We start from the raw sequence: 26,476 nt of genomic DNA, 5'->3' as shown, positions 1-26,476 counted from the left end.
CTATCCGTCGATCATACTATGCACGGAGGGGTAACGCCCGTTATGTATTCTAGCTTTTGGGATGATACAAATACCACTCAAGAGCTTATAAAGCTAGGTGCGGATATACATAAAAAAGACGAATACAAGCTATCCGCTATGGCTTATGCGATAGAAAATAATGCTACTAAAGCGGTAAGACTGCTTTTAGACAACGGGGTTAAATTTGAAGAAGTCAAAATGGTGCAGGGCTATATAGTTTGCCCTAGATATTCTGACGATACCGAAATCATAGTTGGCAACAATATAGATATAAAATTACGTACTGAGTGTCTAATCAATCACGATCACTCAAAAGATCCTGTTTATCCATTAAACTATGCAATATATAGTAATTTGATAGAAATTGCCGATATGATGCTACAAAGAGGTATGAAACCGAAAGCATATGAAGGTCCTTTGTATTATTTAAGTAATAGCAGCATTCCATTTCAGCGAAAAGAAATATTTAAAAGATCTATTTATACTTTTCTTCCGCGGGATATGATGTATAAAGATAAATTAAAATTATTAATAAAACATAATATAGATGGCTTGCCTGATAAAGATGACTTTATTGTAGCCCGCAACAATTGTCTGAATAATACAGCCATGTCTATAAAAGAGAAGGAGTCTTACATAAACCATATGAATGATTACTGCTATGGAGAGAAGATTTTAGAATCATACGATTGGGCTCTTCGAGGCAGGTGGGAAGTTAAAAATAACGAAGAAAAAGATAAAGGAACAGATAGATACTGGAAAGAAAAAGATTTTATAAAATTTTTCGGTTATATGCCAAACGATAAAAAATGTACCAAGCTAGCACCTGACATCAAAATATTAAATTTCTATAATATGAAAATAGATAGATATAAAGCTCTTTGCGGCAATGGGCTAAGCGATGAAGAGATTTTGCAAAAAAACAGCCTCAAAGATAAAAATAGTACTGAGGCATTCGATATTGAGACATTTTTTAAATATTTAAATTTTGAGGAAATGCTAGAGAAAGCGAAAGTGGAAATTCTACATAACGGCGAGAAAATAGATATAAAAGATTATGCCGAAATTCTAAGACAAGAAGCAGCTAAAAAACTAGATAGTAATCAATAAATTTGAAGGAGTAAAACTATATAGCATCAGAAATTAAGTGATATAGTGGGCAAAGCTTTTCTAAATTCTCATTAAAATTCCTTCCTGCCAGGCCGTAAAGCCTTAAATTAATCCAAATTTCACTATAATTAATCACTTAAATTTTAAAGGCCGAGAATGCTAAGCTTAGACGAAATTCGAAAAAATATCATCCTAAAACCGGGCGTGCACTATTTTGATTTCGCGGCTTCGGGGCTTGCTTACGAGCCCGTAGAGCGCGAGATAGGCGAAATTTTAAAAACCTACGCCAATACCCACTCCGACAGTAGCTCAAGCGCGATCATCACGCAGCGTCGCTACGAGGGCGCGCGCGAGAACCTAAAAAAGCTACTGGGACTTGACGAGCGGTTTTGTCTCATCGCCTGCGGACAGGGCGCGACAGCCGCGATCAAGAAATTTCAGGAGCTACTGGGCATCTACCTGCCGCCTGCGACCAGAAGCGCGATCGGCGAGGCGAATTTACGCGCTGCGCAGCTTCCGCTCGTGCTTGTTTCGCCCTACGAACACCACTCAAACGAGCTTAGCTTTCGCGAGGGGCTTTGCGACTACCTGCGCGTGCCTCTTAGCGAGGGCGGAGAGATCGATTTGCTCGCACTTGAGCGCATCCTAAAGCTTAACGCAGCACGCCGCATCATCGGCTCGTTTAGCGCCGCATCAAACGTCACTGGCGTCGTTAGCGACTATAAAAAGATTAGCGAGCTAATCAGAGCCGCGGGCGGCATCGTGGCCTTTGACTGCGCGGCGCTGAGCTCGCACGCAAATTTAGACTGCGATTACTTTGACGCGATTTTCCTCTCGCCGCATAAGTTGCTAGGAGGGCCTGCTAGCTGCGGGCTTTTGGCGATCAAAAAGGAGCTGCTTAAGAGTGATGTGCCGACATTTGCCGCGGGCGGAACGGTCGCCTACGCCAGCCGCGAAGGACACGTGTTTTTGAAAAATCCCGAGCAGCTAGAGGAGGGCGGCACGCCGCCTATCATCGGGCTCATGCGGGCAAATTTGGCCTACGCGCTGCGAAACGAGGTGGGTTTTGAGAGGATAAAAAGCGCCGAGGACGAGCTCGCGCGGCTTTTTGAGAGCGAGCTAGCAGGCATTGACGAAATCATAAACTACGCTCCAAAGGGCGCGCCTCGGCTACCGATAATTTCGTTTAACGTGCGCGACGTCTCGGCGTATGATTTCGCCGCGAGCCTTAGCAACGACTTCGGTATCCAGACGCGCGCGGGCGTGATGTGCGCGGGGCCGTACGCTCACGATCTGCTGGGTATCAAGGAGGGGCGCATGCCTGAGAGCAAGCCCGGCTTCGTGCGCGTGAGCCTGCACTATACACACACCGAGCAAGACGTGCTATATCTCGTGGGCGCGATAAAATCCTGCATCAAAAAACACCGAGATCTTTGGGGCGAGGAAAAGGCGATGTATGAGATGTTCGGCGGGAAAATTTAAGCGGCGTGAGGTTAGAGCTCTGCCGCTTTTTTAGCTCGTGAAATTGTGTAAAGTTTTGCGCCGTCTTTAAAATTTATCGGAATTCCGTGCCGTCTGCTTGGAATTTTACGCGAGTTTTGCGCCGCAGAATTCTTACCATCGTTCCGCCTTTGCGCTGCAGGCGAAATAAACGGCACGCTCTGCAGGGTAAAAATTTAGAATTTCAAAATTTCACGCCGCGCCGCGAAGTAAAGCCATTCCTGTAAATTTCAAAATTTAAAGGCGCAAATTTTTATGCTCTGTTTCGCCGGATGCGCCGCGCTAGATGGTTCGCAGTGAAAATTTGAGACAGAAATAATATTAGTGTCGCGCGAATAAAATTCTAAAAGCAAAATTAAGCTTATCCACACTTCGCGCAGAATTACTCCAGCCCTAAAAACGCGCCGTTTTCAAATCCGAAATAGATCCTCTCGCCCGCGCTCCAGCGCCGCTCATCCTGCGCCGTGACGCATTTTAGCAGCACGTCGCCTGCTTTGATCTTGATGAGCAGCGAGGAGCCGTACTGAAGCGAAACCGAGTGCAAAATCCCCGCAAAGCAGCGCTCAAACGGGCTTTGGGATAATAAAATTTTACTCGGATTTATCGCGATTTTGCGGGCGCGTGCGAGCCCCTCTTCAAGGCGCAGCGAAATTTCATCTGAAAATTTTAAAACTCCGTTTTGCACGTCAAAGATATTTTTGTATTCAAACTCGCATATCTTGCCGCGATGCAGAAATACGCTTCTTTGCGCGATCACGCTGAGCCATTTCTCATCGTGGCTGGCGATGATAAAGCCGCAGCCATAGCGGCTTCGCATAAATAAAATCGCGCGCGCAAAGAGCTTGGAGGCGGCAAGATCGAGGCTGTTGGTCGGCTCGTCGAGCAGATAGAGCTTCGCGCGCTGCGCCAGAGCGAGCGCAAACGCGATGCGCTGCGTCTGTCCCGAGCTAAGCTCGAAATGCTTCTTTGATAAAAAACTTCTATCAAGCCCCGTTAGGCTGAGCGCCTCATCCACTCGCTCGTCAAATTCCGCAAGTATGCCGCGGCTTTTGAGCGCAAATTTAAAATTTTGCTCCACGCTGCGTTTTAAAAGCACGGGCTCGGGCAGTAGCAGGCAGATCTGCCGCAGCGTCTGCAAAGAGGGCGCCTGCTGCCCCCAAAGCTCCACGCTGCCGCCGCTCGGACGTTGCAAAAAAGCCAAAATCCGCAGTAGCGTGGATTTGCCGCTGCCGTTGGGACCCAAAAGCGCCGTGATGCCGCTCGTATTTAGATCGAGGCTAGGAATATTTAGAATTTCGCTCCGTCCGTAGCGCAGCACTAGATCCCTCACAGAGATTAGCTCGCTATTGGGTACAGATCGCACGGCGGCGGAATTCTCACTCGCAGAATTCTCACTCGCGGAAATTTTGTTTGTAGAATTTTTATCCGCGGAATTTGCGCTAATGGAATTCTCGGTCGCAGAATTTACACTCGTAGAATTTCCCGCAGTGAAATTTTTACTCGCAAAATTTGCGCTCGTAGAATTCTCGGAAGCGAAATTTACATCCGTGAAATTTTCGCTCATAAAATTTTCGCGCTCCTGCTCCGCTCGGTTTTTGTCCGTGAAATTCTTGCTCGGGCGCGTTTGCTTGTCTGCATTCATCGATCTAGCCTTTTTAGCGCGTGGATGGCTAAATTTACCGCAAACGCTATCAAAATCAGCACCAGCGCGAGCGCTATACCCATCGCAAACTCGCCCTTGTTGGTCTCAAGCGAGATCGCCGTGGTGATCGTGCGGGTGAAATATTTGATATTGCCGCCGATCATCATCGCTACGCCCACCTCGGCAACGATCCGCCCGTAAGCGGTGGCGATGACGACGAGTAGGGCGTAGCGCAGCTCGTAAAGCACGCAAAGGATTAAATTTAGCGGGCTTAGGCGGTAGTTCATAATGTTTAGATAGTGCTTTTTGTCCATATTTTCGATAACGCTGGCGCTTAGCGAGACGATGATAGGAAGCGCCAACACAAACTGTCCGAGCATCACGGCTTTGAGCGTAAAAAGCAGCCCCAGCTCGCCAAAAGGGCCGTTTCTGGAGATGAAAGCGTAAAGGATCAGTCCTATCGCCACCGTGGGCATCGCAAGCGCTACGTCGCTTAAAAGCCTAAGCGTTCTGCGAGCGCGAAATTCGTAAAATCCGAGGATAAATCCTATCGGAAAGCCGATTAAAATCGCAAAAAGTATCGAGATACTCGAAGTATAAAGCGTCGCCTTAATCGCCGAAAAGGTCTCCGCATCGCCGCTAAGAAGCAACCCGAATGCGCTTAAAATTCCTTCTAAAATAAAGTCCAAGATTGTGTCCTAAATGTTCTATTCTGGCAAATTTATATGCTATAATAGCATATTTTTTAAAGGAGATAACATGAAAAAAATATTTTTTGTTTCGCTCGCTCTTAGTGCGAGCCTTTTTGCCGCCGATAACGATTTGGTGATGGCAACTACAACGAGCACCGATAATACGGGCTTGTTAGACGCTATCTATCCTGCGTATAAGGCGGAAACCGGCGTCGATATCAAATGGACGGCGGTAGGTACGGGTGCTGCTCTAAAGCTTGGCGAGAACTGCGATGCGGACATACTTTTTGTGCATTCGCCGAAGGTCGAGAAAGAATTTGTAGAAAAAGGCTTCGGCGTTGATCGCACGCCCGTTATGTATAACGATTTTATCCTCATCGCCGATAAATCGATCGCGCCTAAATTTAAAGGTAAGGACCTTAAGGGCTCGTTTGAGCTAATTAAGGCGGAGAAGATTAAATTTTTCTCTCGCGGCGATAAATCTGGCACCGATAACAAAGAGAAAGGTATTTGGAAAAAGGTTGAGGGCGCCGTGCCTGAAAATGAGGCGTGGTATAACCAAACCGGTCAAGGCATGATCGCTACGATTAACGCAGCCGCCGAGCAAAAGGGCGTGACCTTCACCGATCGCGGCACCTACATCAAATACGAGGATAATAAAAAGGGCAATCCCGATATGGTTATCATCAACGAAGGCGATAACGATCTGAAGAATTTTTACTCCGTAATCGCGGTCAATCCAAAGCACTGCCCAAAAGCCGACTACGAAAATGCGCAGCGCTTCATCAAATGGATCACTAGTGAGAAGGGGCAGAAGTTCGTAGGCGATTTCAAGCTGCTAAATAAGCCGCTTTTCACCCCTGATGCGAATACTCGCAAGAACTAGCTCTAGCTAAATAAGGCTAAATTTAAAGCCCAAAGGCGAAGCGCCGTCTTTGGGCTTTTGCTTTTTCATAAATCAATCCGCGCGCCTTTAAATTTAGCTCTTTTGCTTCTAAATTTAACTGGCGCTTTTTACTGCGTCTTTTTACGATACATTTTTTACTTTCTCGCCATACATTTAAATTTATCGCAGCTTCGTTTGTAGGCAATAGGCTTAAAATTACAGCTATATTTGAGATCGGCGCGGAGAAATTTCGATCGCGTTTGGATATGCTCTAATGTCTAGCGATATTTATACAGCGCAAAATTTAGTAGTATTTATGTGTGACTCAAAAATTTTAGTTTGTTATGAATTTAATTTGAAGTTGCGGTTAAGCTTGGGCGTATGAAAAACGCCCAAGCTTGTGAAGCTATGAAATTTTATGCGCGGTTTGTGGAACTGCTTCTGCCGCGCACCGGTAAAATTACTTTTCAAGCGCAGGCAAAACTACCGAGCGCGCGGCTATAAAATTTCACTTTGCGTTAGCGAGCTATTCGACTTCGGCGTCGATGACGTCGTCGTCTTTTTTGCCGCCGTTTGAGCCGGAGCTTTGCGATCCGCCTTGTGCGCCCTGATTTGCGCTGGCAGCCTTGTATAGATCCTCGGCGACCTTGCTTAGGGCTTCTACTTTAGAGTTTATCGCTTCTTTGCTCGCGTTTTCATCCTTTAGTACGGCTTTTAGATCATTTAGCGCGCCCTCGATCTTAGCGCGTAGATCGCCCGGCACCTTCTCGCCCATCTCGCTTAGGCTCTTTTCGGTTTGATGCGCAATACTGTCGGCTTGGTTGCGCGCCTCGACGGTTTCTTTGCGCTTGTTGTCTTCCTCTTTATGAAGCTCAGCATCTTTTACCATCTTATCGATCTCGGCGTCGCTTAAGCCGCTTGAGCCGGTGATGCGGATATCGGTTGCCTTGCCGGTAGCCTTGTCTTTTGCCGAAACGGTTAAAATTCCGTTCGCGTCTATGTTAAATTCCACCTCGATCTGCGGCACGCCGCGAGGAGCTGGCATGATGCCTTCAAGATTGAAATTTCCTAGCGATTTGTTGTCTTTCGCAAACTCGCGCTCGCCCTGTAAGACGTTGATCGTAACGGCGCTTTGATTATCCTCTGCTGTCGAGAAGGTTTGAGATTTTTTCGTAGGTATCGTAGTTCCCTTTTCGATGATCTTGGTCATAACGCCGCCTAGGGTTTCGATGCCGAGGCTTAGCGGAGTGACGTCGAGTAGTAGCACGTCTTTTACGTCGCCTTTGATGACCGCGCCTTGGATTGCAGCGCCGATTGCTACGACTTCATCAGGGTTTACGCTCTTATTTAGCTCCTTGCCGAAAGCCTTTTTGACCTCCTCTTGCACCAAAGGTACGCGCGTCGAGCCGCCCACCATGACGACCTCTTTGATGTCGTTCATGCTTAGCCCTGCGTCGCTTACGACCTTTTTGAGAGTGCTTATGGTCTCATCTACCAAAGAATCGATCATGCTTTCAAATTTAGCTCTAGTGATGGTTTTCATCAGGTGTTTTGGACCTGTGGCATCAGCAGTGATGAAAGGTAAATTTACTGTCGTTTCCATCGCGCTGCTTAGCTCTTTTTTGGCGTTTTCCGCAGCTTCTTTTAGGCGTTGCATAGCCATGACGTCGCCGCGCAAGTCGATGCCTGTTTCAGATTGAAATTCCGAGGTTAAAAAGTCGATCAGCTTGTTATCGAAATCATCGCCGCCCAAAAACGCATTACCGCCGGTAGCTAAAACTTCTACGACGCTATCGCCGGTTTCTAGCACGGTTACATCGAACGTACCGCCGCCTAGATCGTAAACGACGATCTTTTCGGATTCTTTTTTATCCAGTCCATACGCAAGTGCCGCCGCGGTAGGCTCATTGATGATACGAAGCACGTTTAGGCCCGCGATTGTTCCTGCTTCTTTCGTCGCCTTTCTTTGGCTGTCGTTGAAATACGCAGGCACGGTTATGACCGCATCTACGACGGGCTCGCCCAAAAACGCCTCAGCATCCTCTTTTAGCTTGATTAGCACCTTGGCTGAAATTTCTTGCGGCGTATAAACCTTACCCGCGATCTCTACCGCGCACGCGCCATTTCGGTCGATGATTTTATACGGTAGGCGCTTTTTAGCTTCCTGCGCGTTTTTCTCATTCATCATAAGACCCATGATGCGCTTGATCGAATAGATCGTCTTTTCCGGGTTAGTGACTGCTTGGCGCTTGGCGCTGTCGCCTACTAAAACCTCGCCTTTGTCGGTGAAAGCTACTACCGACGGAGTGGTGTTTTTGCCCTCTTTGTTCGGTATGATCTTGCTCTCGCCGCGTTCGAATATGCTTACGCACGAGTTTGTTGTTCCTAGGTCGATGCCTATGACTTTTGCCATTTGTTATCCTTTGTATTGAATTTAAAATTTTAAAATTTGGACGATTATTTCGCCACTACTACCATAGCGGCGCGCAAAACGCGCTGCTTATACATATAGCCTTTTTGATATACTTGAACGATATCGCCTTTTTTAGCGCCTTCGGCTTCAATCATCGAAATAGCGTTATGCACGCTAGGATCAAATCCCGCATCCGTCGCTATCGGAACGATACCATATTTTTCAAAAGTCTTTGTAAAAAGGCTTAGACATTGTTTTACGCCGACTTCAATTTTATCCGCAAGCTCATTACCTTCGACATCAATTTTGGCGGCTTCCTCAAGCGCGTCGATTATCGGCAGTAGATCTTTTGCAAAGCTCTCGCTAGCGTAAGCAACAGCGCTATCTTTTTCTTTTTCCAAACGTTTTTTGAGATTTTCAAAATCCGCATTGGCGCGGTAAAATTTATCGGTGATCTCACTTAGCTCGTTTTGAAGCTTTTGTATCTGCGCGTCAGTATCGTCGCATGTCTGCGCCTCTTGCGGCTCACTCGCCTCTGACGCGCGCTGTTCGCAAACCTCTTTTTCTTCACTATCGCACGCTGCATTTTTATCGCCGTGCTCTTTAAATTTATGGCTCATGCTACTCCTTTAGCGTAGTTAAAAAATTTCTCGTAATTCTCGTAAACGCTGCCTGCGCAGATCATCGTAGCGTCCTCGCCTTCGAATTTTACGGGGCGTTTGATCCCCATAAATCCGTGCTCGAAGTAGGGCGCGAAGATCAAATTTTTAGTAAAATTTACGGCGATCGAGGGGTTGAGTAAAATTTTAAACCGCTCGTCTTTGAAAATTTTATACGCCACGACCTCGTTACAAAGAAATTCGATTTTAGAATTTTTTAGCTCTTTAATTTTTGTGCTAAGCTCGCGCAGACCGATCTGCATCGAGGCTAACTCCAAATCTCCGAGTGAAATTCCTATTAAATTTGATAAGAATTTAAAAACTCTAAAATCGTATTTTAAGATAATCTCATCCGTTCTAAATGTAAGGATTATGAAACGATCATCGTGATTGATGACTTCGCTTAGAGCTTCATTTTCGGCGTTGAAAATCATACAGTAAATTTCAAAATCCTCAAGCACCGCTTCTAGCTCGCAAGCATCGTCTATTTTTAACTCATCGTCGAAGCTAAGCCTAGCGCGCCAGTAATCCTGCATCGTCGCAACCGTCGGAATTCTACCACCGCTTACATGAAGCTGCGTCAAAGCCCCCTCGTCGCTTAAGCGCTTAAAATAAATTCGAATGCTAGACGCAGACATCGCTACGCCCATGCGCTCGCCCAGCTCGGAAGATCCGATCGGGGTGTTGCTATCGAGATAGGCGGAAATGATGGATTCCAGGATCATATCGCGTTTATTCGTTTTCACTTTTAGCACTCTTTCGGTAAGATTGCCATTATTATACAACATTGAGTGGCAATATGTCAAGGTTTTTATATAAATTTTATAAAATTTTAGCAATCAAGTCCTGAGTTTGCTAAATTTTAACTATGATTTTTGAGGTGAGCGTAATTCTTGGAATTCTTGGAATTCTTGGAATTCTTGGAATTCTTGGAATTCTTGGAATTCTTGGAATTTACCGCGGCGCCGTCGCGGTAGAATTTTATTGTATTTTTTGTATTCGTAAACGTAAATTTTACCGCACAGCCGGCTTAGGGCTTCTCTGTATACGCCGTATACGCCAGATAAATTCTATTTTGCAAAAATAGCTAATTGGCAGTGTAGCCGTAAATTTCGTGCTTACTAGCAAAAATTTTGTCATTCGCGGGCAATGTGAAGTTAAATACCAAAAAAACGCAAAATTTCCGCAGAAATGGCGCGCAAGCTAGACGAAAGTGCTAGGCAAGCAAAGCGGTGCAAGAATTCGCAAAGCTCAAAATTTCACTCGCTGACGCAAATTTAAATATACTTTAACGAATAGAAGTGTAAAATACGCCACAAATTTCAACGATCAAGGGTTTTTATGCTAAAAGACATCTTCCTTTTTGGCGGTTTAATTTCTTACGACCACACTTTTATCTACCTTTTTTACTTCTTTTTGGTCGTCGCTATCATCGTAGCCGTCGCGCTTTGCTCCACTCGCTCGCTTCAGCTTGTACCACACGGCATGCAAAATATCGCCGAAGCCTACCTAAGCGGCGTGCTAACGATCGGTAAGGACGCGATGGGTAGCGAGGAGCAAGCCAAAAAATATCTTCCGCTAATCGCAACATTGGGATTTGTGATATTTTTTAGTAACGTTATCGGCTTGGTGCCGGGCTTTGAGTCACCGAGCGCGAGTTTAAATTTAACCCTTTCACTTACGCTTTGCGTTTGGTTGTATTACCATTTTGAGGGCGTTCGCGAGCATGGCGTGATCAACTATCTAAAGCACTTTATGGGGCCGGTGAAAATCCTAGCTCCGTTTATGTTCGTAATAGAGATCGTCTCGCATTTTTCGCGCGTCGTATCGCTTTCTTTCCGACTTTTCGGAAATATCAAAGGCGACGATACCTTCCTTCTTGTTATGCTTACTCTCGCTCCTGCGCTAATACCGATGGTACCGTTTGCGCTGCTTACTTTTATGGCGATTTTGCAGACTTTCATTTTCATGGTTTTAAGCTACGTTTATCTAGCGGGCGCCGTGATCGTCGATGAGCATTAATTTTAAGCGAAATTTCTTATACTTCCTCGTGGGTGCGTCGTTCGGATTGATCTTCGTCGGCGCATTCGTCTTTTTTGCCTATCCGTCATTTTATTTCTTGGGGTTAAAATTCCTCTTCATCTGCACCGCTCCCGGCGTGATATGCGTCATCATCACCTGCTTGATGGTCGATGTTTTCGATCTGAAAGAAAAGCTCCTTCATGGTGGCGAATAGAAATCTATCCGATTAAATTTTAAAATTTAGCCGCGCCGCGCGCCGCCACAAGCGAGTATTAAAGCAAAAAATTGTAAAATTACGCGAAATTTTTATTCTAAAAGGTTAAGTTTATGTTTGAAACCGTGATCGGCCTGGAGGTACACTGCCAGCTAAATACCAAAACCAAAATTTTCTGCTCCTGCCCCACGAGCTTCGGCGACGAGGCGAATTCGCACGTCTGCCCGACCTGCTTGGCGCTCCCGGGCGCTCTTCCCGTGCTAAACGAGGAGGCGGTTAAAAAAGCTATCAGCTTCGGCACCGCCGTCAATGCGACGATCAATCGCAAGTCGGTATTCGACCGCAAAAATTACTTCTATCCCGACCTTCCCAAGGCGTATCAAATTTCGCAGTGGACGATCCCGATCGTAGAGCACGGCGAACTTTTTATAGCCGCGGACGGACAGAGCAAGCGCATCGGCATTACGCGCGCGCACCTAGAGGAGGATGCGGGCAAAAATAATCACGAAAGCTCGCGCAGCCTGGTCGATCTAAACCGCGCCGGTACGCCGCTTTTGGAGATCGTAAGCGAACCCGATATGCGCTCTGCGGACGAGGCGGTCGCGTATCTAAAAAAACTCCACAGCATTTTGCGCTTTTTAAATATCAGCGACGCAAATATGCAAGAAGGCTCGTTTCGCTGCGACGTAAACGTCAGTATCCGTCCGCAAGGCGAGCAAAAGCTCTACACGCGTGTGGAGATTAAAAATTTAAACTCCTTTAAATTTATTCAAAAGGCGATCGAGTTTGAGATCGAGCGTCAGATCGAAGCGTGGCAGGACGGCAAATATGAGCAAGAGGTCGTGCAAGAAACCCGCCTTTTTGATACCGCTAAGCTTATCACCAAGCCGATGCGCAGCAAAGAAGACAGCGCCGAGTACCGCTACTTCCCAGACCCCGACCTGCTAACCGTGATCGTGGATGACGAGATGCTAGCTGCTGCGCAGCAGATCCCCGAGCTACCCGATCAGAAAAAGGCACGCTACGTCCGCGAGCTGGGCGTTAAAGAGAAGGACGCCGAGATCATAATCTCGACCTACGAGAACGCGCGATTTTTTGAGGATCTTATTGCGGCGGGGCACGAGCCAAAACTCTGCGTCAGCTGGCTTACCGTCGAGCTTGCGGGCAGGCTAAAAAACGGCGTTACGATTGAGGATTCGCCCGTAAACAGCGCGAAGATGAGCGAGCTTTTAAGCGCGATCGAAGGCGGCGCCGTATCTCAAAAGGCCGCCAAAGAGGTGCTTGATTATCTAATGGAGCACGACGAGGCCGTAAGCTCGGTCATTGATAAGCTTGGCTTGAGGCAGGTAAGCGACGACGGCGCTATTTTGGAGATCATAGCGCGCGTGATGAGCGCAAACGAGGACAAGGTCGCGGACTACCGCGGCGGCAAGGACAAGCTATTCGGCTTCTTTGTAGGTCAAGTGATGAAAGAGGGTAAGGGCGCGTTTAATCCCGCGAAGGTGAACGAGCTTCTGAAACAGAAGCTGGGCTGATTTCGCAGCTTCTGCGGCAGCAAACGGCGAATTAAAGGCGGCGCGACGTATGCGATAATAAAGCCTCTCGGGATAAAATTTCAAATCTGCTCGCAGCGTTTTGCTTCGAGCTAAAGCTTTCACGCACCAATGACGAAGGCTTTTGCGTGTTATAATTTCATTCGGTGCGATCTTGGTGGCTACCTGCTCTGTCTCGCACACGTTTTGTTCTTTCGAGCTCGTTCTTTCTCGTGCGGGTCGTTTGCGCGAGTGTCCGTCTGCGACGGAGTGGTTTAAGAAGCACGTCAGTTAGGAATTTTTACTCACGGCTACCGTCAAAGCGCGGTAAAGCTTGCAGGGAATGCGTAAAATTGCTCTGCTTGCGAGAGCGAGAACGGAAGCTCGGGGTGCGCGGATAGGATCGAATACGTAGGATCGAATTTGAGTGGCGAGTCCATGTGCAGGCTAAATTTAATCAATCGCTGCGTCGGATGCGCGTGCCCCAAACCTTGCGCCAAACGATAACGTGGTAAGCGACCGCAAGATCATCTAAGCTAAAAGCACGCCTTGATAGATTTAAGTGGGTTTAAAAGCGCGATTTGCGATCGGGCGTCTGAGTAAAATTTTTAAAAATTTGATTTGCTTTGGCGATGCACGAGTGAAATTTAAAACGTATAATGGAGTTTTAAAATCCTCATTCGTTCACTGCCGCGCCTTTTGTGAAAGTGTTTTCTTGGCGGAAGAGCAAAACCTTAAAAGTATGAAATTTTAGTAAGGTAAATTTTAAAAAAAGCGAAGTTCTGGCTGAGTAAATTTCAAAAGCGCAGAATTTTAATGAGACGAAATTTTGACGAGATGAAATTTCAAAAAGCGAATTTTAAAGCGTGGCTTCGACTAGCATTTGTGCAGGCTCATGTCGGCACTTTTGGGCTAAATTTTCAAAAAGCGGGAATTTCAAGAGAATGAAATTTGAAAAACCGCAAATTTGCGAATAAATTTTTAAAAAGGAACATAATGAAAATCGCGGTTATCGGCGCTGGCAAATGGGGTAGCGCACTTTTTGACGCGCTTAGCGCAAAAAACGAATGTGTCATCACTTCGCGCACGCCAAGGCAAATTCCGCATTTTGTAAGCGTGAGCGAGGCACTGGAGTGCGAAGCGCTCGTTTTTGCGCTCGCGGCACAACAAACCGCGCAGTGGCTGGATCAAAATTTCACCTATAAAAATCAAAAAATTCTAGTCGCTTCCAAGGGCATCGACGCGGCAAGCGGTAGGTTTTTAAACGAAATTTTTGAATCGTATGTCGCGCGCGGCAATCTTGCTTATCTATCAGGTCCGTCGTTTGCCACCGAAGTCATGCAGAAGCTGCCTTGCGCGCTCGTCGTAAGCTCGTGTAACGAAAATCTAGCCGAACTTTTCGCAAGCGCCTTCCCTGCCTACATCAAGACCTACACTAGTGGCGATATCATCGGCGCAGAGGTGTGCGGCGCGTATAAAAATGTCATCGCCATCGCTAGTGGCGTTTGCGATGGACTTGAGCTCGGAAATAACGCTAGAGCGAGCTTGATCGCTCGTGGCATCGTAGAGATCGCGCGCTTCGGCAAGTTTTTCGGTGCGCGAGACGAGACCTTTTTGGGCTTAAGTGGCGTGGGCGATCTGTTTTTAACCGCCTCGAGTGTGCTATCGCGAAATTACCGCGTGGGACTAGGGCTTGCGCGCGGCAAAGGGCTCGAAGAAATTCTGCGCGAGTTGGGTGAAGTAGCCGAGGGTGTGGCTACGACCGAAGCGGTCGTAAATATCGCGACAAAGCACAAGATCTACGCTCCAATCGCTACCGAGGTCGCGCAAATTCTGCGTGGCAAGGATGTAAGGGCAAGCCTAAAGGATCTGCTGCGCAAAAAATGAGCCGTACGATGGAATTCTCTCGCTAAATTTTAGTGGCGGATTCGACTTGCATAGGTTTTGATTTATCCGCTATGTTTGTGAAATTTAGTTGCCGGTTTTTGAATTCCGGTCGTTGTTTGTTTGGATCTGTTTACGCGGCTTTGCCTGATAATTTTATGGGCTTGATTTTCACTTTGCGGCTTCGCGCATCTGATACGACGCAAAATCGCAGCAAAATGGCGCTTGTATATGATGTGGCGTAGCGGCTTTGATTTGAAATTTAGCTTTAAGCTTGAGTGCGAAATTTTAAAGCGAGGTCGTAAAATTTTAAAAAGAGGCTAAATTTTAAAATATTTAAGATGGATCGCAGGTAGTTGACGGCTGAGAGTGGAGCATATTGCTTGTCTGCGACCGGGTAGGTCAAAATTTTTGATGTGTCAGGTTTAAAAATTAAAGCGTAGTATTTTTTCTTTAGATGAGGCGGAAAGGCATAAATTTTGAAAATATTCAATACAGATGATGTGTAGTTTCGATAAATTTTTAGTGCTTGCAAAGGAGCGGGTTATTCGTCCGCGACTGCGGTGAGTTAAATTTTACAGAATATCGGTGTATTATAAATTTTAATACAGGAGCCAAGGCGAAGTATTTTATAGAAACATTTTGCTTTGCAAAAACGCTACGCTTGTTTTGAGATGATTTTTGGGGTTGTGCAGCGAAAATTTTGCGTAGGCTAGACGGGTAGTCTGCCGAGCAAAATTTTAGCAAACTCCGCAAAAAGCGCTCAAAAGGCAAGCCGCAAAGATAAAAGAGGAGAAGATGGAAAAATACGAAGGCTACAATCTCAGGCTACGCGACGCTCTCGTCGGCGTGCAATTTCTATTCGTCGCGTTCGGCGCGCTCGTGCTAGTGCCGATATTAACGGGGCTTGATACGTCCGTGGCGCTGTTTACGGCGGGCATCGGCACGCTGCTGTTTCAGTTCATCACGCGTAAACACGTCCCGCCGATCTTTCTCGCGTCTAGCTTTGCATTCATCGCGCCGCTAAGCTTTGGCGTGAAGGAGTGGGGCATCGCCGCGACGATGAGCGGGGTGATCGCGGCGGGGCTTTTTTACGTGGTTCTAAGCCTGCTTATTAGGCTAAAAGGCGAGGGCTTTTTGCATAAAATTTTACCACCCGTAGTCGTCGGTCCCGTCATCATGACGATCGGCCTCATCCTCTCACCCGCAGCCGTAAATATGGTCATGGGTAAAGGCAAAGAGGCGCTCTATACGCAGGCTCAGTCGCTTACTATCGCGCTTATCTCGCTCTCGGCGGTTATCGTCGTTATGATGTTTGGCCGCGGCATGCTGCGCCTCGTGCCGATACTTTGCGGTATCGCGGCGGGATACTGCGCGTCGCTGTTTGTCGGCATTGTGGATTTTACGCCGATTCTAAACGCGCCGTGGTTTGTGCTGCCGCATTTCACCGCGCCGGTTTTTAAGCTCGAAGCCGTAATCTACATGGTGCCTATCGCCATCGCGCCAGCGATCGAACACATCGGCGATATGCTTGCGATCAGCAATGTTACGAAAGAAAATTTCCTAAAAAATCCAGGGCTTAAAAGCACGCTACTCGGCGACGGACTCGCGACGTCGCTGGCAGGCTGCTTCGGCGGCCCGCCAAATACCACCTACTCCGAGGTCACGGGTGCGGTCAGCATCACGAAAGCCTACAATCCAGCCATCATGACCTTTGCCGCGCTTGCGGCGATACTGCTAGCTTTCGTGGGCAAGCTCGGCGCCGCGCTCTCCACGATCCCCGCTCCCGTCATCGGCGGCATTATGCTGCTGCTTTTCGGTATCATCGCTAGCGTGGGCATGGAAACGCTCATAAAAAACAGCGTGGATCTAGCCGAGCCGCGCAATATGATCATCGTCGCGCTCATCTTCGTCTGCGCGATCGGCGGCATGGTGCTGGATTTTGGCGCGATGAGCTTTAGCGGCGTGGGACTTGGTGCGCTCATCGGCATTACGTTAAATTTGGTGCTGCCAAAAACCAAGCATTTTGACGGGTACTAAGTTAAATTTTGCGCGGAAACAGGGCGAGCTGAGGCTCGGCATCTTCTGGAAATTTTGTTTTGAGTTAAATTTGTGTGAAAGTGGGGTTAAATTTGCGCGGAGCTTGCATAGTTTCGCGCGGTTGCGGGTAAATTTGAGCTAAAATTTCGGCGTCAAATTTACCCGCGGCTTTTTGTCGCCAAATTTACCGCACCCTAAATTTTAAATTTCCCCCGCAGACGCTTTTAAATTTCTAACGTTTTAAACTAGCAAGATATATAATTGCCTTATGAAAAAGGCGAATAATTTAAGCAAATTTGATAAAAAGGCGCTAAAGCTCCTCTTTGCGGTACTTTTCGTGCCGCTCTTCGTCTCGCTCGTTTTTATCTATGAGCTATCGGTGTATGACCGCTCGCGCGAGCTGCCCGCAGACGCGCAAAAGATCGGCCACAGCGATTATTTCAACATCGGCGGCAAAATTTACCTACGCTCTTGGAATCTCGCTCCCTACGAGCTAGAGGGCGACGCGGACGCGGCGAGCTTTCGCGCGCTTGATACCGGCAGATACTCCTACACAAATGTCGGTATGGACGCTAGCTGCGTATTTTGCGGCGCTCGCAAGATGTTGGGACTCGATCCCGCCCGCACGCAAAAGATCGGCTCTCGCTATTACAGCGACGGGCGCGTGAGCTACTTCTGCTCGGACGTCACGCAGCGCACGGGCGGTGCGATAAGCTACATTTACAAAGTATTTTTCCACGCCTTTGGGCTCTCCAAATGGCCGCAGGAGTACAACTATCCATACGCGAGGCTAGAAACTAGCGCGCCTATCTCGCCTCTAACGGAGAGCCCTTACGTCGCCACGGACGGCGAACGGGTATTTTACGAGGGTAAAATTTTAGCGGGCGCGGATGCAAAAAATCTAAAACAGATAAGGCTAAAAATCATACACGAAGAGGGCCCCGAGCTGCCCGCGCACTTTCGCCCGGTCGATAATTGGCTGAGCGACGGGCGCAGCGTTTATAAAGGCGGCGAGAGGCTAAATTTCACGCCTAGCGAGCGGATGTATCTCGTGGAGCCAAACTCGGGCATAGAGTTTCTCTACGATCCCGCCGCGGGCGCGGTGTTTATGAACGGCGAGAGATTTGAGCCTGCAAACGAGCCCTATACGCCGCTAAATTTTCAGGGCAGACATCAAGAATATATGCTGTTTGCGAGCAAAAACGGCATATTTTATCTAAGCAAAGATAAAATTTTAAATCGACCGCGCGGTAGCGGCGCCGAGGGCTGGCTCAAAGACGCGTTTTGGTACGTGTATTATAAATTTGGAGCAGACGGCAGTAAGCTAAGTGCGCTAAAAAGGGCAGGCGATAACCCGTTTAAAGGCGCCGTGCGGCAGATCTCGGAGAAGCTTTTGAAAGATGACGCGGGATTTTACTATCTAAATTTCTACTCGCATAGCGTCTACGTCACGGGTCGCAGCGGCAGGCATCTGGATAAGCGGACAAATTTCATCGAGCTGCGAAAGATCACGCTTGAGGTACATGACGAGGAGGTGATGGCGCAGATCGCGGACGAGGCGGCGAGAAACCCAGAAATGTCGCAGCAGGTCTTTACCGCACAGGACGTGGAGTATGAAAACGGCGCGGCCTTTTATATGTATTGCCTTGTGGCGGTTTTATTGCTCGGAGCTTGGATTTATAGCTACCTTAAAAAGCGCAGCTTGCGACGCGGCTAAATTTAGCGGTACGGCGGAAGGTAAATTTAGAGCGAGACAAAAATACTGACGTCGTGTTATCCAGCACACCCTTGGCTAAAGAAGGTAAATTTTAAGAGCGGGACGGCACGGCGGAGCAGTAAATTTAGATAGTGTTGCGGTTGTCGGCACGGCAATGCGGTAAATTTATGGGCGCTGCGATTGCGAGTACAGCAAGTGTAAGTAAAGAGAGACGGCTCTACCATATTTTTGAAGCGTTCCATTATGGGCAAGGCATCATGGCGGTGGGATGTGATAAACGGGCCATAAAAGCTACAGGTATTGCATTGTATGTCGGCGCGCAATAATGAAGCGGCGGGAGATAACGGGACTCGGTATAAAGTGGCAAATAAGATATACAAAGCAAGCTTTGTGGCTTTTGCCTTTTGAGACTTATTTAATTTCGCCGTGTGAGGGTTATTGAGGCATGGTGAGCTCCATTAAATTTAAAGGCGAGACGGGAAAGACATCGTTTTTGCTTACGACGATGGGTGCGTGCTGAAGTACCGCTTTGGCGGCACACTTTGTTTTAAATTTCATAGCGTCTGTTGGCTTAGGCTCGCGCCGTATATAATTTTAGTGGCAAAACGAGCGTAAAATTCCATGCTGTATTTGCACGGAAGCACGCAAACTAAGGTATTGTGTTAGACCTAGCGAGCATCGATGTCGTACCGCTTCGGCAAAATTTCATTTTCAGTATTTTTTGTATCTCATTTGTGCTTATATGCTCGAGTGTTGCTTCGGCAAAATTTTATTTGCTAAACGCGCACTGCCTACTTATCGCCACATTTGTTCGCACTGGGCAATTATTGCTTCGTCTATATCTCCTAAGGCGCGCAGCATTTGAATAGTAAAATCAATAAATGCGTTTCCGTTTGCGGTGATCATTTTACCGTCTACTACGGCTTCGCGACTTGTTTGTATAAAGGCATGCTTATTTTTGTATTTTGGCAAATTAACGATGTCTGCTAGACTATTTGCGGTGTGATGGCAGTCATTTAGCGCTCCTGCCGCCGCTAAGAAATACGCCCCGTCGCAAATACCGCCTACCACCTTGCCTTGTTGTTTAAATTCCTCTATTAAATTAGCAATTTTTGAGGCGTTTTCGCTAGGCAGTTCGCGCCATGAATTTCTAGCGCCGATTAATACGATTGCCGCGGCATCTGGCGAAATTTCATCTATTGTTAAATCAGGTTTTGCGCGTAAAGCTCCGAACGATACTTTCTCGTTTTTATCGGTTGAGGCATAAAGGATGCTATAGTCCGTGAAATATCGTAGTGCGGGAGCCATTAGCGAAGCCTCCCAGTCGGCAAAACCGTCTAAAATAACGATTACTAAAGTTTTCATAAAGTCTCCTTGAATAACCTACACTACTCAGTTCGGTTCGCATATCAAACTAAGCAAAATCGTAGAATTTATAAAATTTTTTAGAATTCCGCTTTGGATTTAGAACGGAATTCTATGATTTTTCAGGTACGCGCGATAACACCGCTTTAAAAAGCCCCGCCACCTCGGCGTGTCGCTAGATCGCTATATCTGCGTTTTGCTCTAGCTCTCGATATAGGTTTTGAGTTTGCGGCCGATCTTTGGGTGTTTTAGCTTTTTGATCGCCGAGCTTTCGATCTGGCGGACGCGCTCGCGAGTGATGTTGAGCTCCTTGCCGATCTCTTCAAGCGTGCGGTCGCTCTCGTCGTCAAGCAGTCCGAATCGCATGCGGATCACCGTGCGCTCGCGGTCGTTGAGCTGTTCTAAGATATCGTCGATCTGTTCTTTGAGATCGGATTTTAAAATTTGCTCGATCGGCGAAACCGAGCTTTTGTCCTCGACGAAATCGCCGAATTTGCCGTCATCCTCGTTTCCGATCGGCGCTTCTAGGCTGATCGGCTCCTTTGTGATTTTGATGACTTGCTTTACCTTATCGACGCTAAGGCCTACCTCTTGCGCGATGACGTTGATATCGGGCTCTTTGCCGCCCTCTTGCATATATTTGCGCGTGATTTTATTAATTCGATTTATAGTCTCGATCATATGGATTGGGATTCGGATCGTGCGCGCTTGATCAGCGATGGCGCGCGATATCGCCTGGCGGATCCACCACGTCGCGTATGTCGAAAATTTATAGCCGCGCTTGTATTCAAATTTATCCACCGCCTTCATAAGCCCGATATTGCCCTCCTGGATGAGGTCTAAAAACGGCAGTCCGCGGTTGGTGTAGCGCTTGGCGATGGAGACGACCAGGCGCAGGTTGGACTTCGCCATACGCGCCTTTGCGTTATCGCTGATGCGCTTGCCGCGCTTGATCTGCTCTAAAATTTCTTTCAGTCGCTCAGGCTCGAGGTTGAAGCTTTTTTTGCTCGCTTCTTTTGTCAAAAAGAGCTTTTTTATATCGACATAGGTCGAGACCATCGTAGCTTCCGGCACGCGCGCGATGATGTCGTCCTTGCTGAGCTTCGTGATATCTTTTAGGATTTTTTTGTGATTTTCGCGCAGTTCGGCGCTAAACATCGGCAGCTTGTATTCTAGGCGCTTGAGCTCCTTTTCAAAGCCCTCATCGCTTTTTAGCGCGGTCTCCATCGATTTTACGATCTCGGTGATGAGCTTGCTGGTTGGACCCAGATCCATGAGCTTTTCTTTTAAAATTTTCTTTTTAAACGCCAAGTTTAGCTTCGATAAAATTCCCTTGCTCTGCTTAATCGCCTCGGCGTTTTTCTCGGCAAATTTCATCCAATCCTTTTTGGCTTTTTCAAGAGCCTTGAAGCTTTCGATGACCTTTAGAGCGCGCTTATCGTTCTTTTTGGATCGCCTTTGCTTCGCCTCGTCCGCACTTTCCTCATCCTCCTCGTCGTCGTAATCCTCCTCCGATAGTTCCTCTTCGTCCTCATCTTCACCCTCTTCGTCGCTGTCGTCAAAGCTCTTGAAAAGCTCCTTGACACGGCGTTCGCGGTTGATGAGCGGCTCTTTGTAATCCAAAATGAAATCGATCAGATATGGCACCGAGCAAAACGCGTCGATGATGATGTCCTCGCCGAGCTCGATTTTTTTGCTGATCTCGATCTCTTCTTCTTTCGTTAACAGCGGGATCTGTCCCATTTCGCGCAGATACATCCGCACCGGGCTGTCCGAACGGCTCCACTCCAAAAGCTCGACGTCGCTGGATAGATCAAACTCCTCGTCCCAGCCCTCATCCAGCAGCTTTTTTTGCGTGGCTTCTTTGAGCTTCGCGTCCTCTAAATTTTTGATTTTGGAGATTTCTGCGGCGGAGATCAGCTCGACGTCGAATTTTTTCGTAAGCGCTTCGACCTTCTTAACGGCCGTCGCAGTGGGGGCTTTGTCGAAAAATTTTATCAGTCTTTCGTAGGTGATGTAGCTTTTCTGATTTTCGTCGAAGAACTGCTCGATGGGCGTTAAGGCGTCTTTTGGGCTCGCCATAAAATCTCCTTGTGTCGTTGTGTATTTGGTTTTGAAAAATCGGATTATACCGAAACGCTCTTTATTTTTGCTTATATACGGCGCAAATAGTCTAAATTTAATAATTCTTGAAATCCTAGAAATTAGGCTAAATTTTAAAATTTAGGTTATATTTTTAGCTAAATTTAAGATTGCTTGCTAAAATTCCGCGTTCGCAAGACGTAAAACCGACGAGCCGAAATTCCGCTTCCTTTGCGCTGCCGCTTTAAAATTTAACGCCTCCACACTTCCTATCTCTGCGCTTTGGCGTTTAAATTTAGCCCTAAATTCTAAGCGAGGAATTCCACCCTCATATCGGAGCGATTGAGCGGATTTTAATAAATTTGTCGGTAAAATCGTGCATCTATTTTAAAATTTAAGGCGGAAATATGGCAAAAGTATGGAAATTCGGCGACGATATCGACACTGACATTATTATCGCGGCGCGCTACCTAAATACTTCCGATGCGGCGGTGCTTGCGACGCACATTATGGAGGATGCGGACAGGGATTTTTCGTCCAAAATAGCTCGCGGCGACATCATCGTAGCGGGGAAAAATTTTGGCTGCGGCAGCTCGCGCGAGCACGCTCCGATGGCGCTTAAGGCTGCCGGAATTTCATGCGTGATCGCAAAAAACTTCGCTAGGATTTTTTATCGAAACAGCTTCAACACGGGCTTTTTGATCCTCGAATGCGATGAGACGGACAAGATCGCGCAGGGCGACGAGCTTAGCATCGATCTAAAGGGCGGCGTAATTAAAAATTTAACTCAAAAAACTCAGTATAAATTCGGCGCAATTCCCGAGTTTATGCAAAAGCTACTCGACGCGGGCGGAGCGATAAATTACGCAAAAACAAAGATAAACTTGTAAGGAATTTGGATGAAAAAATACGACGTATGCGTGATAAAAGGCGACGGAATCGGCCCTGAGATCATCGAAGAAGCGATCAAGGTGCTCGATGCCGTAAGCCATAAATTTAATTTTGAGCTAAATTTTGACTACCGCTTGATGGGCGGCGCGGCAATCGACATTATGGGCGTTCCGCTTCCGGATGAGACGCTAAATGCCGCTAAATCAAGCGACGCGGTGCTTTTCGGTGCGATCGGCGGCGCGAAATGGGATGGCTTGCCGCGTGAACTGCGACCTGAAAGCGGGCTACTGAAAATCCGCAAAGAGCTTGGAGCTTTTGCAAATCTGCGTCCTGCGATGATTTTTGATGAGCTGATAAACGCTTCGACGCTAAAGCCGGAGATCATCAAAGGCGTCGATATAATGGTGGTGCGCGAGCTTACGGGCGGGATTTATTTCGGGCAGCCGCGCGTTAAAAACGAAAAGGATGCGCTAAATACGATGTGCTACAACGCCGCCGAGATCGAGCGCGTCGCAAAAGTTGCCTTTGAGGCCGCGCTTTTGCGAAACAAAAAGATAACGCTCGTGGATAAGGCCAACGTGCTTGAAACAAGCCAGCTGTGGCGCGAGGTCGTAAGAGAGCTAGCCAAAAATTACGAGGGGATAAATTTAGAGTTTATGTACGTAGATAACGCCGCGATGCAGCTCGTGCGGGCGCCCGCACAGTTCGATGTGATTTTGACGGAGAATTTGTTCGGCGATATTTTAAGCGACGAGGCGAGCATGATCTGCGGCTCGATCGGACTACTTCCGAGTGCGAGCATCGGCGGCAAGGTAGGCATTTACGAGCCGATCCACGGCAGTGCGCCCGACATCGCGGGACAGGGGATTGCAAACCCGATCGCTACGATCTTAAGCGCTGCGATGATGCTAAAATACGCATTCGGCGAGAATGAAGCTGCAGAAGCGATCGAGCTTGCCGTACGCGGCGTGCTTCGCGACGGATACCGCACCAAGGATATCGCGCAGTACGATGCCAAAGAAATTTGCTCGACTGCAGAGATCGGCTCGATCATCGCAGATTACGCGGCTAAGGCTTAGGAGCTAGCTTTGAATGGTGCGCTAGCATACGCTATGGAGCTTGAGAAAAAAGGCGATATATACGGCGCGATGCGGATTTGCCGCGGTATTTTACGCGATAATCCGCAAGATGGCGATGCGGCGGTGCTTTTTGCGCGGCTAAATTTAAATCATCGAGTAAGCTCTGGCGTCAATATGGCGATGCTGGAGCGCTTTTTAAGCGTCGATGCGCGCAAACAAGCGGAATTTAAGAGGTGGCTAATTGATGTATGAAAATGAACTGGAAGATATCATCGAAGCAGTAAATGAGATGAAGGCACAAAAGCGCGCGCAAGATTTGGCGGCGCAGCAAGAGGGGGCTGTGAATGCAAACAGCGCTGAAGCAGAAGCGCAGGCTTCGCAGTATGCTTTAAGCCCCGCTTCTTTTGCGCAAGATCCCATTGCATCTGGCGCCTTAAATTCCACATCTGCACCGGATATCGCTTCATCAAACGCGCAAAATTTCACTTCCTTAGATACCAAAAATTCCACTTCGCGTTTTGTTTCATCGGACGCTTTAAATTCCGCCCTAGATCGTTCAAATGCCCTTGCAAGCAAGAGCTCTGCGCCTAGCGGCACGGAATTTGCGGCGGACGCTACTTTAAAAAAATCTGCCGCAAAAGATGAAAATTTTACTTTTTCCAGCGAGGAGAATTTTAAAAATTCTGATCTTGCAGGCGGTCAAAATTCCGTGGCCTCCGTCTCTTTAAATGGAGAAAATTTTATAAATTCCGCTTCTGCAAGTGGCAAAGATTCCGCAAATACTGCTTTTGCAAACGATGAAATTTTAAAAAGCTCCGCCGCAAAATTTGACGAAAGCTTTCGTGATTTATCGGGCATCGCAGGCGAAATTTACGATAGTTTAGGCAGCGATATGAATGGGTTTATTTCGCCGCAAAGCAGGGACACAAGCATACCGCGAAGCTCTGCCGAAAGTAAAGATTTTGAATTAGCACTAAATTCTACGGATGACGGCTCCCAAAGTAAGCAAGATTTGACGCCTCGTATTTTAGGCGCGCATTTTAAGGAGCTAAGCAATGACGATTTTGGGCCTGGCTCTGATTTCAAAGAAAACGAAGTTGACGATTATTTCAGCACAGCGCATTCTAAAAAGCAGGATTTTGCGTCGCTTCAAGCTCAAAATTCCGCCGCACTAAATATCCGCAATGCTGCCGCGCAGCAGCAAAATTTCGTTTCGCAGCCGCAGAATTTTACGATCCCTGAGGCGCGAGATCATGAGCTCGCCACGCCGCAGCTTTGCAATTCTGCCGCACAGGATATGCAAGCGGGAAGTTTTGCCTCTTATGGTGCTCTAAATTCCGCCCTGCACCAGCCCGAGGAAGCGCGACATCTCGGGGCCGCGAGACAAGCGGGTGACAAATCAAAATATCTCGCAAATGCAGATTTCAAAATTTCAAGCGAAGCGGAGTTTTTGAGCGCGATAAAAGAGCGAATTTTAGTGCTTTTTGAGGGGCTGAACGCTTTTGAGAAGGGTGATTTGAACGCGCGCGTGGAGCTAAATTTAAAATTTATGGAATTTTTGCTTGCAAGTATCGAAAACCGACTTGAAAATCTATCAAAATGACGATTTTATCGCGCTTTTAGATTATCTTAAAAAATTTAGCTCGCGTATCTATCTGGTGGGCGGCTGCGTGCGCGATCATTTTTTGGGGCGGGCGAGCGCTGATGTGGATGTGGAGCTTTATGATGTGGATCCGCACCGTTTCGAGCAAATTATGCAGGACTTCGGCGCACAGGGCGTCGGCAAAAGCTACTTCGTTTATAAATACAAAAGCTTTGATATCTCGCTGCCGCGCACCGAGAGTAAGACGGGCGTCGGACACAAGGGCTTTAGCGTCGCTTTGGCTACGGACGAACATGAGGCTAGCAGGCGGCGCGATTTTACGATCAATGCGATGATGATAGACGCCATAAGCGGCAAAGTGCTCGATTTTTACGGCGGGCTTGCGGATCTGCGCGCGCGTATTTTGCGAGTGGTTGATCCGCACACTTTTGTGGAGGATAGCTTGCGCGTATATCGTGCGGTGCAGTTTGCCGCAAGATTTGAGCTTCGCGCCGAGCCGCGCACCTTAGAGCTCATGCGTAGTATCGACGCTAGCGATCTTAGTTGCGAGCGCGTTAAAGCAGAGCTGATTAAATTTTTTCGTGCACCTGCGCACCGATATGGGATGATGCTAATGCAAGAGCTGGGGCTTTATGAGCGGGTTTTTGGATTGCAGATTGATACGCGTACGCATGAGCGGCTGATAAAATTCATAGAGCACGGCGAATCTTTCGTAAGAAATGAAATGTTTTTTTTATACGCGTTTTTGAATTTTTTAGGATTAGATAAAAATAAAATTTTAAAGAATTTAGGGCTAAATTCAATTTATAAAAGGCTACTTAGTGAGCCGTTTTTTAAGCGGATAAGCGACGAGCAGCTATGCAAAATCGCTCTAAAGATGCCGCTTAAGCAGTGGCTCGGGCTGTATTGTAAAGGTAGGGTGCAAGCATCAAAGCGGCTTGGGATTTGGGATAAGAAATTTAAGAGCTTGATTTGCGCTGCGGATGTCGCTCGCAACCTGCGCGGCGCTGCGATCGGCAAGGAGATTGAGAGGCTGCAAGAAGCGGAGATTAGGGCGTTTGTAGCGGCTTTAAAAGCGTAAATTTAGAGAGATTTTTGTAAAATCGCCGTTTTATTTAGGAGCT

Annotated in this window: 22 protein-coding genes; 14 read left to right on the top strand and 8 right to left on the bottom strand. The window is 47.4% G+C overall.

What is annotated here, in order from left to right; all coding sequences use genetic code 11:
* Window positions 1–18 precede the first annotated feature (18 nt).
* Both QZ367_RS04020 and QZ367_RS04015 read left to right on the top strand, forming a co-directional pair.
* A complete protein-coding gene (locus QZ367_RS04020) occupies window positions 19–1,131 on the top strand; it encodes a hypothetical protein (protein WP_367116680.1) in 1,113 nt (370 codons plus the stop codon).
* A 156-nt stretch (window positions 1,132–1,287) separates the two neighbouring features.
* A complete protein-coding gene (locus tag QZ367_RS04015; protein ID WP_291937746.1) occupies window positions 1,288–2,613 on the top strand; it encodes an aminotransferase class V-fold PLP-dependent enzyme in 1,326 nt (441 codons plus the stop codon).
* Window positions 2,614–3,013: 400 nt separating this feature from the next.
* On the opposite strand, the gene tupC is transcribed toward QZ367_RS04015, so the two are convergent.
* Together tupC and tupB are read right to left on the bottom strand one after the other, a co-directional pair.
* Entirely contained in the window at window positions 3,014–4,273 is a 1,260-nt protein-coding gene (gene tupC, locus QZ367_RS04010) for a tungstate ABC transporter ATP-binding protein TupC (protein ID WP_291937744.1), read from the bottom strand.
* Entirely contained in the window at window positions 4,270–4,962 is a 693-nt protein-coding gene (tupB, locus tag QZ367_RS04005) for a tungstate ABC transporter permease TupB (protein WP_291937741.1), read from the bottom strand. The genes tupC and tupB overlap by 4 nt, the downstream gene beginning before the upstream one ends.
* Window positions 4,963–5,032: 70 nt before the next feature.
* Here tupB and tupA point away from each other — a divergent pair, with 70 nt between their 5' ends.
* A complete protein-coding gene (tupA, locus tag QZ367_RS04000; RefSeq protein ID WP_291937738.1) occupies window positions 5,033–5,851 on the top strand; it encodes a tungstate ABC transporter substrate-binding protein TupA in 819 nt (272 codons plus the stop codon).
* Between the two features lie 526 nt (window positions 5,852–6,377).
* On the opposite strand, the gene dnaK is transcribed toward tupA, so the two are convergent.
* Genes dnaK through QZ367_RS03985 form a run of 3 tightly spaced genes read right to left on the bottom strand, consistent with a single transcriptional unit; the run spans window position 6,378 to window position 9,669 of the window.
* The gene (gene dnaK / locus QZ367_RS03995) at window positions 6,378–8,264 is read right to left on the bottom strand and encodes a molecular chaperone DnaK (RefSeq protein WP_291937735.1); all 1,887 of its coding nucleotides are present in this window, start codon (window positions 8,262–8,264) and stop codon (window positions 6,378–6,380) included.
* A 44-nt stretch (window positions 8,265–8,308) separates the two neighbouring features.
* Window positions 8,309–8,884 (bottom strand): nucleotide exchange factor GrpE, encoded by a 576-nt coding sequence (locus QZ367_RS03990; protein ID WP_291937732.1) that lies wholly within the window; start codon window positions 8,882–8,884, stop codon window positions 8,309–8,311.
* Window positions 8,881–9,669, bottom strand: a complete 789-nt coding sequence (locus QZ367_RS03985) for an HrcA family transcriptional regulator (protein WP_291937728.1) — start codon at window positions 9,667–9,669, stop codon at window positions 8,881–8,883. Before QZ367_RS03985 ends, QZ367_RS03990 begins: the two co-directional genes overlap by 4 nt.
* A 595-nt stretch (window positions 9,670–10,264) precedes the next feature.
* On the opposite strand from QZ367_RS03985, the gene QZ367_RS03980 reads away from it, so the two are divergent.
* The 6 genes from QZ367_RS03980 to QZ367_RS03955 all read left to right on the top strand — a co-directional run bounded on the left by QZ367_RS03980 (window position 10,265) and on the right by QZ367_RS03955 (window position 18,332).
* On the top strand, window positions 10,265–10,945 hold the full coding sequence (locus QZ367_RS03980; protein WP_291937725.1) for a F0F1 ATP synthase subunit A: 681 nt from the start codon (window positions 10,265–10,267) through the stop codon (window positions 10,943–10,945).
* The gene (locus QZ367_RS03975) at window positions 10,935–11,159 is read left to right on the top strand and encodes a hypothetical protein (RefSeq protein WP_005869196.1); all 225 of its coding nucleotides are present in this window, start codon (window positions 10,935–10,937) and stop codon (window positions 11,157–11,159) included. Before QZ367_RS03980 ends, QZ367_RS03975 begins: the two co-directional genes overlap by 11 nt.
* Window positions 11,160–11,272: 113 nt before the next feature.
* Complete coding sequence (gatB, locus tag QZ367_RS03970) at window positions 11,273–12,694, top strand: Asp-tRNA(Asn)/Glu-tRNA(Gln) amidotransferase subunit GatB (RefSeq protein WP_291937721.1); 1,422 nt, start codon at window positions 11,273–11,275, stop codon at window positions 12,692–12,694.
* A gap of 990 nt (window positions 12,695–13,684) precedes the next feature.
* Complete coding sequence (locus QZ367_RS03965) at window positions 13,685–14,578, top strand: NAD(P)H-dependent glycerol-3-phosphate dehydrogenase (protein WP_291938149.1); 894 nt, start codon at window positions 13,685–13,687, stop codon at window positions 14,576–14,578.
* 795 nt (window positions 14,579–15,373) lie between these two features.
* Entirely contained in the window at window positions 15,374–16,615 is a 1,242-nt protein-coding gene (locus QZ367_RS03960) for a uracil-xanthine permease family protein (RefSeq protein ID WP_291937719.1), read from the top strand.
* A 268-nt stretch (window positions 16,616–16,883) separates the two neighbouring features.
* Window positions 16,884–18,332: a DKNYY domain-containing protein gene (locus QZ367_RS03955; RefSeq protein WP_291937716.1), complete on the top strand. Its 1,449-nt coding sequence runs from the start codon at window positions 16,884–16,886 to the stop codon at window positions 18,330–18,332.
* A gap of 435 nt (window positions 18,333–18,767) precedes the next feature.
* Here the strand turns inward: QZ367_RS03955 and QZ367_RS03950 are convergent, their stop codons facing one another.
* The 3 genes from QZ367_RS03950 to rpoD form a co-directional block, all read right to left on the bottom strand.
* A complete protein-coding gene (locus tag QZ367_RS03950) occupies window positions 18,768–18,890 on the bottom strand; it encodes a hypothetical protein (protein ID WP_291937711.1) in 123 nt (40 codons plus the stop codon).
* Window positions 18,891–19,127: 237 nt separating this feature from the next.
* Window positions 19,128–19,697 (bottom strand): DJ-1/PfpI family protein, encoded by a 570-nt coding sequence (locus QZ367_RS03945; RefSeq protein WP_291937708.1) that lies wholly within the window; start codon window positions 19,695–19,697, stop codon window positions 19,128–19,130.
* A gap of 201 nt (window positions 19,698–19,898) precedes the next feature.
* The gene (gene rpoD, locus QZ367_RS03940; protein ID WP_291937705.1) at window positions 19,899–21,779 is read right to left on the bottom strand and encodes an RNA polymerase sigma factor RpoD; all 1,881 of its coding nucleotides are present in this window, start codon (window positions 21,777–21,779) and stop codon (window positions 19,899–19,901) included.
* A gap of 407 nt (window positions 21,780–22,186) precedes the next feature.
* Between rpoD and QZ367_RS03935 the strand changes: the two genes are divergently transcribed.
* The 5 genes from QZ367_RS03935 to QZ367_RS03915 are packed head-to-tail and all read left to right on the top strand — an operon-like array spanning window position 22,187 to window position 26,433.
* Window positions 22,187–22,669, top strand: a complete 483-nt coding sequence (locus tag QZ367_RS03935) for a 3-isopropylmalate dehydratase small subunit (protein WP_291937702.1) — start codon at window positions 22,187–22,189, stop codon at window positions 22,667–22,669.
* 9 nt (window positions 22,670–22,678) lie between these two features.
* Window positions 22,679–23,749 (top strand): 3-isopropylmalate dehydrogenase, encoded by a 1,071-nt coding sequence (leuB, locus tag QZ367_RS03930; RefSeq protein WP_291937699.1) that lies wholly within the window; start codon window positions 22,679–22,681, stop codon window positions 23,747–23,749.
* Window positions 23,750–23,758: 9 nt separating this feature from the next.
* Window positions 23,759–24,001, top strand: a complete 243-nt coding sequence (locus tag QZ367_RS03925; protein ID WP_005869161.1) for a hypothetical protein — start codon at window positions 23,759–23,761, stop codon at window positions 23,999–24,001.
* Window positions 23,994–25,352 carry a hypothetical protein gene (locus QZ367_RS03920; protein ID WP_291937694.1) on the top strand — a complete coding sequence of 453 codons (1,359 nt, stop codon included), beginning with the start codon at window positions 23,994–23,996 and terminating at the stop codon, window positions 25,350–25,352. Before QZ367_RS03925 ends, QZ367_RS03920 begins: the two co-directional genes overlap by 8 nt.
* Window positions 25,333–26,433, top strand: a complete 1,101-nt coding sequence (locus QZ367_RS03915) for a CCA tRNA nucleotidyltransferase (protein WP_291937691.1) — start codon at window positions 25,333–25,335, stop codon at window positions 26,431–26,433. The genes QZ367_RS03920 and QZ367_RS03915 overlap by 20 nt, the downstream gene beginning before the upstream one ends.
* Window positions 26,434–26,476: the final 43 nt, after the last annotated feature.

The sequence above is a fragment of the Campylobacter sp. genome (assembly GCF_019423325.1).
GTDB lineage: Bacteria > Campylobacterota > Campylobacteria > Campylobacterales > Campylobacteraceae > Campylobacter_B.
This window is presented reverse-complemented; position numbering and strand designations above follow the sequence as displayed.

Excerpts from the sequence above, each read along its gene's own strand:
- QZ367_RS04020 (WP_367116680.1), top strand. The coding sequence starts at position 19 with ATGCACGGAGGGGTAACGCCCGTTATGTATTCTAGCTTTTGGGATGAT.
- QZ367_RS04015 (WP_291937746.1), top strand. The coding sequence starts at position 1,288 with ATGCTAAGCTTAGACGAAATTCGAAAAAATATCATCCTAAAACCGGGC.
- tupC (WP_291937744.1), bottom strand. The coding sequence starts at position 4,273 with ATGAATGCAGACAAGCAAACGCGCCCGAGCAAGAATTTCACGGACAAA.
- tupA (WP_291937738.1), top strand. The coding sequence starts at position 5,033 with ATGAAAAAAATATTTTTTGTTTCGCTCGCTCTTAGTGCGAGCCTTTTT.
- dnaK (WP_291937735.1), bottom strand. The coding sequence starts at position 8,264 with ATGGCAAAAGTCATAGGCATCGACCTAGGAACAACAAACTCGTGCGTA.
- QZ367_RS03990 (WP_291937732.1), bottom strand. The coding sequence starts at position 8,884 with ATGAGCCATAAATTTAAAGAGCACGGCGATAAAAATGCAGCGTGCGAT.
- QZ367_RS03980 (WP_291937725.1), top strand. The coding sequence starts at position 10,265 with ATGCTAAAAGACATCTTCCTTTTTGGCGGTTTAATTTCTTACGACCAC.
- QZ367_RS03975 (WP_005869196.1), top strand. The coding sequence starts at position 10,935 with ATGAGCATTAATTTTAAGCGAAATTTCTTATACTTCCTCGTGGGTGCG.
- gatB (WP_291937721.1), top strand. The coding sequence starts at position 11,273 with ATGTTTGAAACCGTGATCGGCCTGGAGGTACACTGCCAGCTAAATACC.
- QZ367_RS03960 (WP_291937719.1), top strand. The coding sequence starts at position 15,374 with ATGGAAAAATACGAAGGCTACAATCTCAGGCTACGCGACGCTCTCGTC.
- QZ367_RS03955 (WP_291937716.1), top strand. The coding sequence starts at position 16,884 with ATGAAAAAGGCGAATAATTTAAGCAAATTTGATAAAAAGGCGCTAAAG.
- QZ367_RS03950 (WP_291937711.1), bottom strand. The coding sequence starts at position 18,890 with ATGAAATTTAAAACAAAGTGTGCCGCCAAAGCGGTACTTCAGCACGCA.
- QZ367_RS03945 (WP_291937708.1), bottom strand. The coding sequence starts at position 19,697 with ATGAAAACTTTAGTAATCGTTATTTTAGACGGTTTTGCCGACTGGGAG.
- rpoD (WP_291937705.1), bottom strand. The coding sequence starts at position 21,779 with ATGGCGAGCCCAAAAGACGCCTTAACGCCCATCGAGCAGTTCTTCGAC.
- QZ367_RS03935 (WP_291937702.1), top strand. The coding sequence starts at position 22,187 with ATGGCAAAAGTATGGAAATTCGGCGACGATATCGACACTGACATTATT.
- leuB (WP_291937699.1), top strand. The coding sequence starts at position 22,679 with ATGAAAAAATACGACGTATGCGTGATAAAAGGCGACGGAATCGGCCCT.
- QZ367_RS03920 (WP_291937694.1), top strand. The coding sequence starts at position 23,994 with ATGTATGAAAATGAACTGGAAGATATCATCGAAGCAGTAAATGAGATG.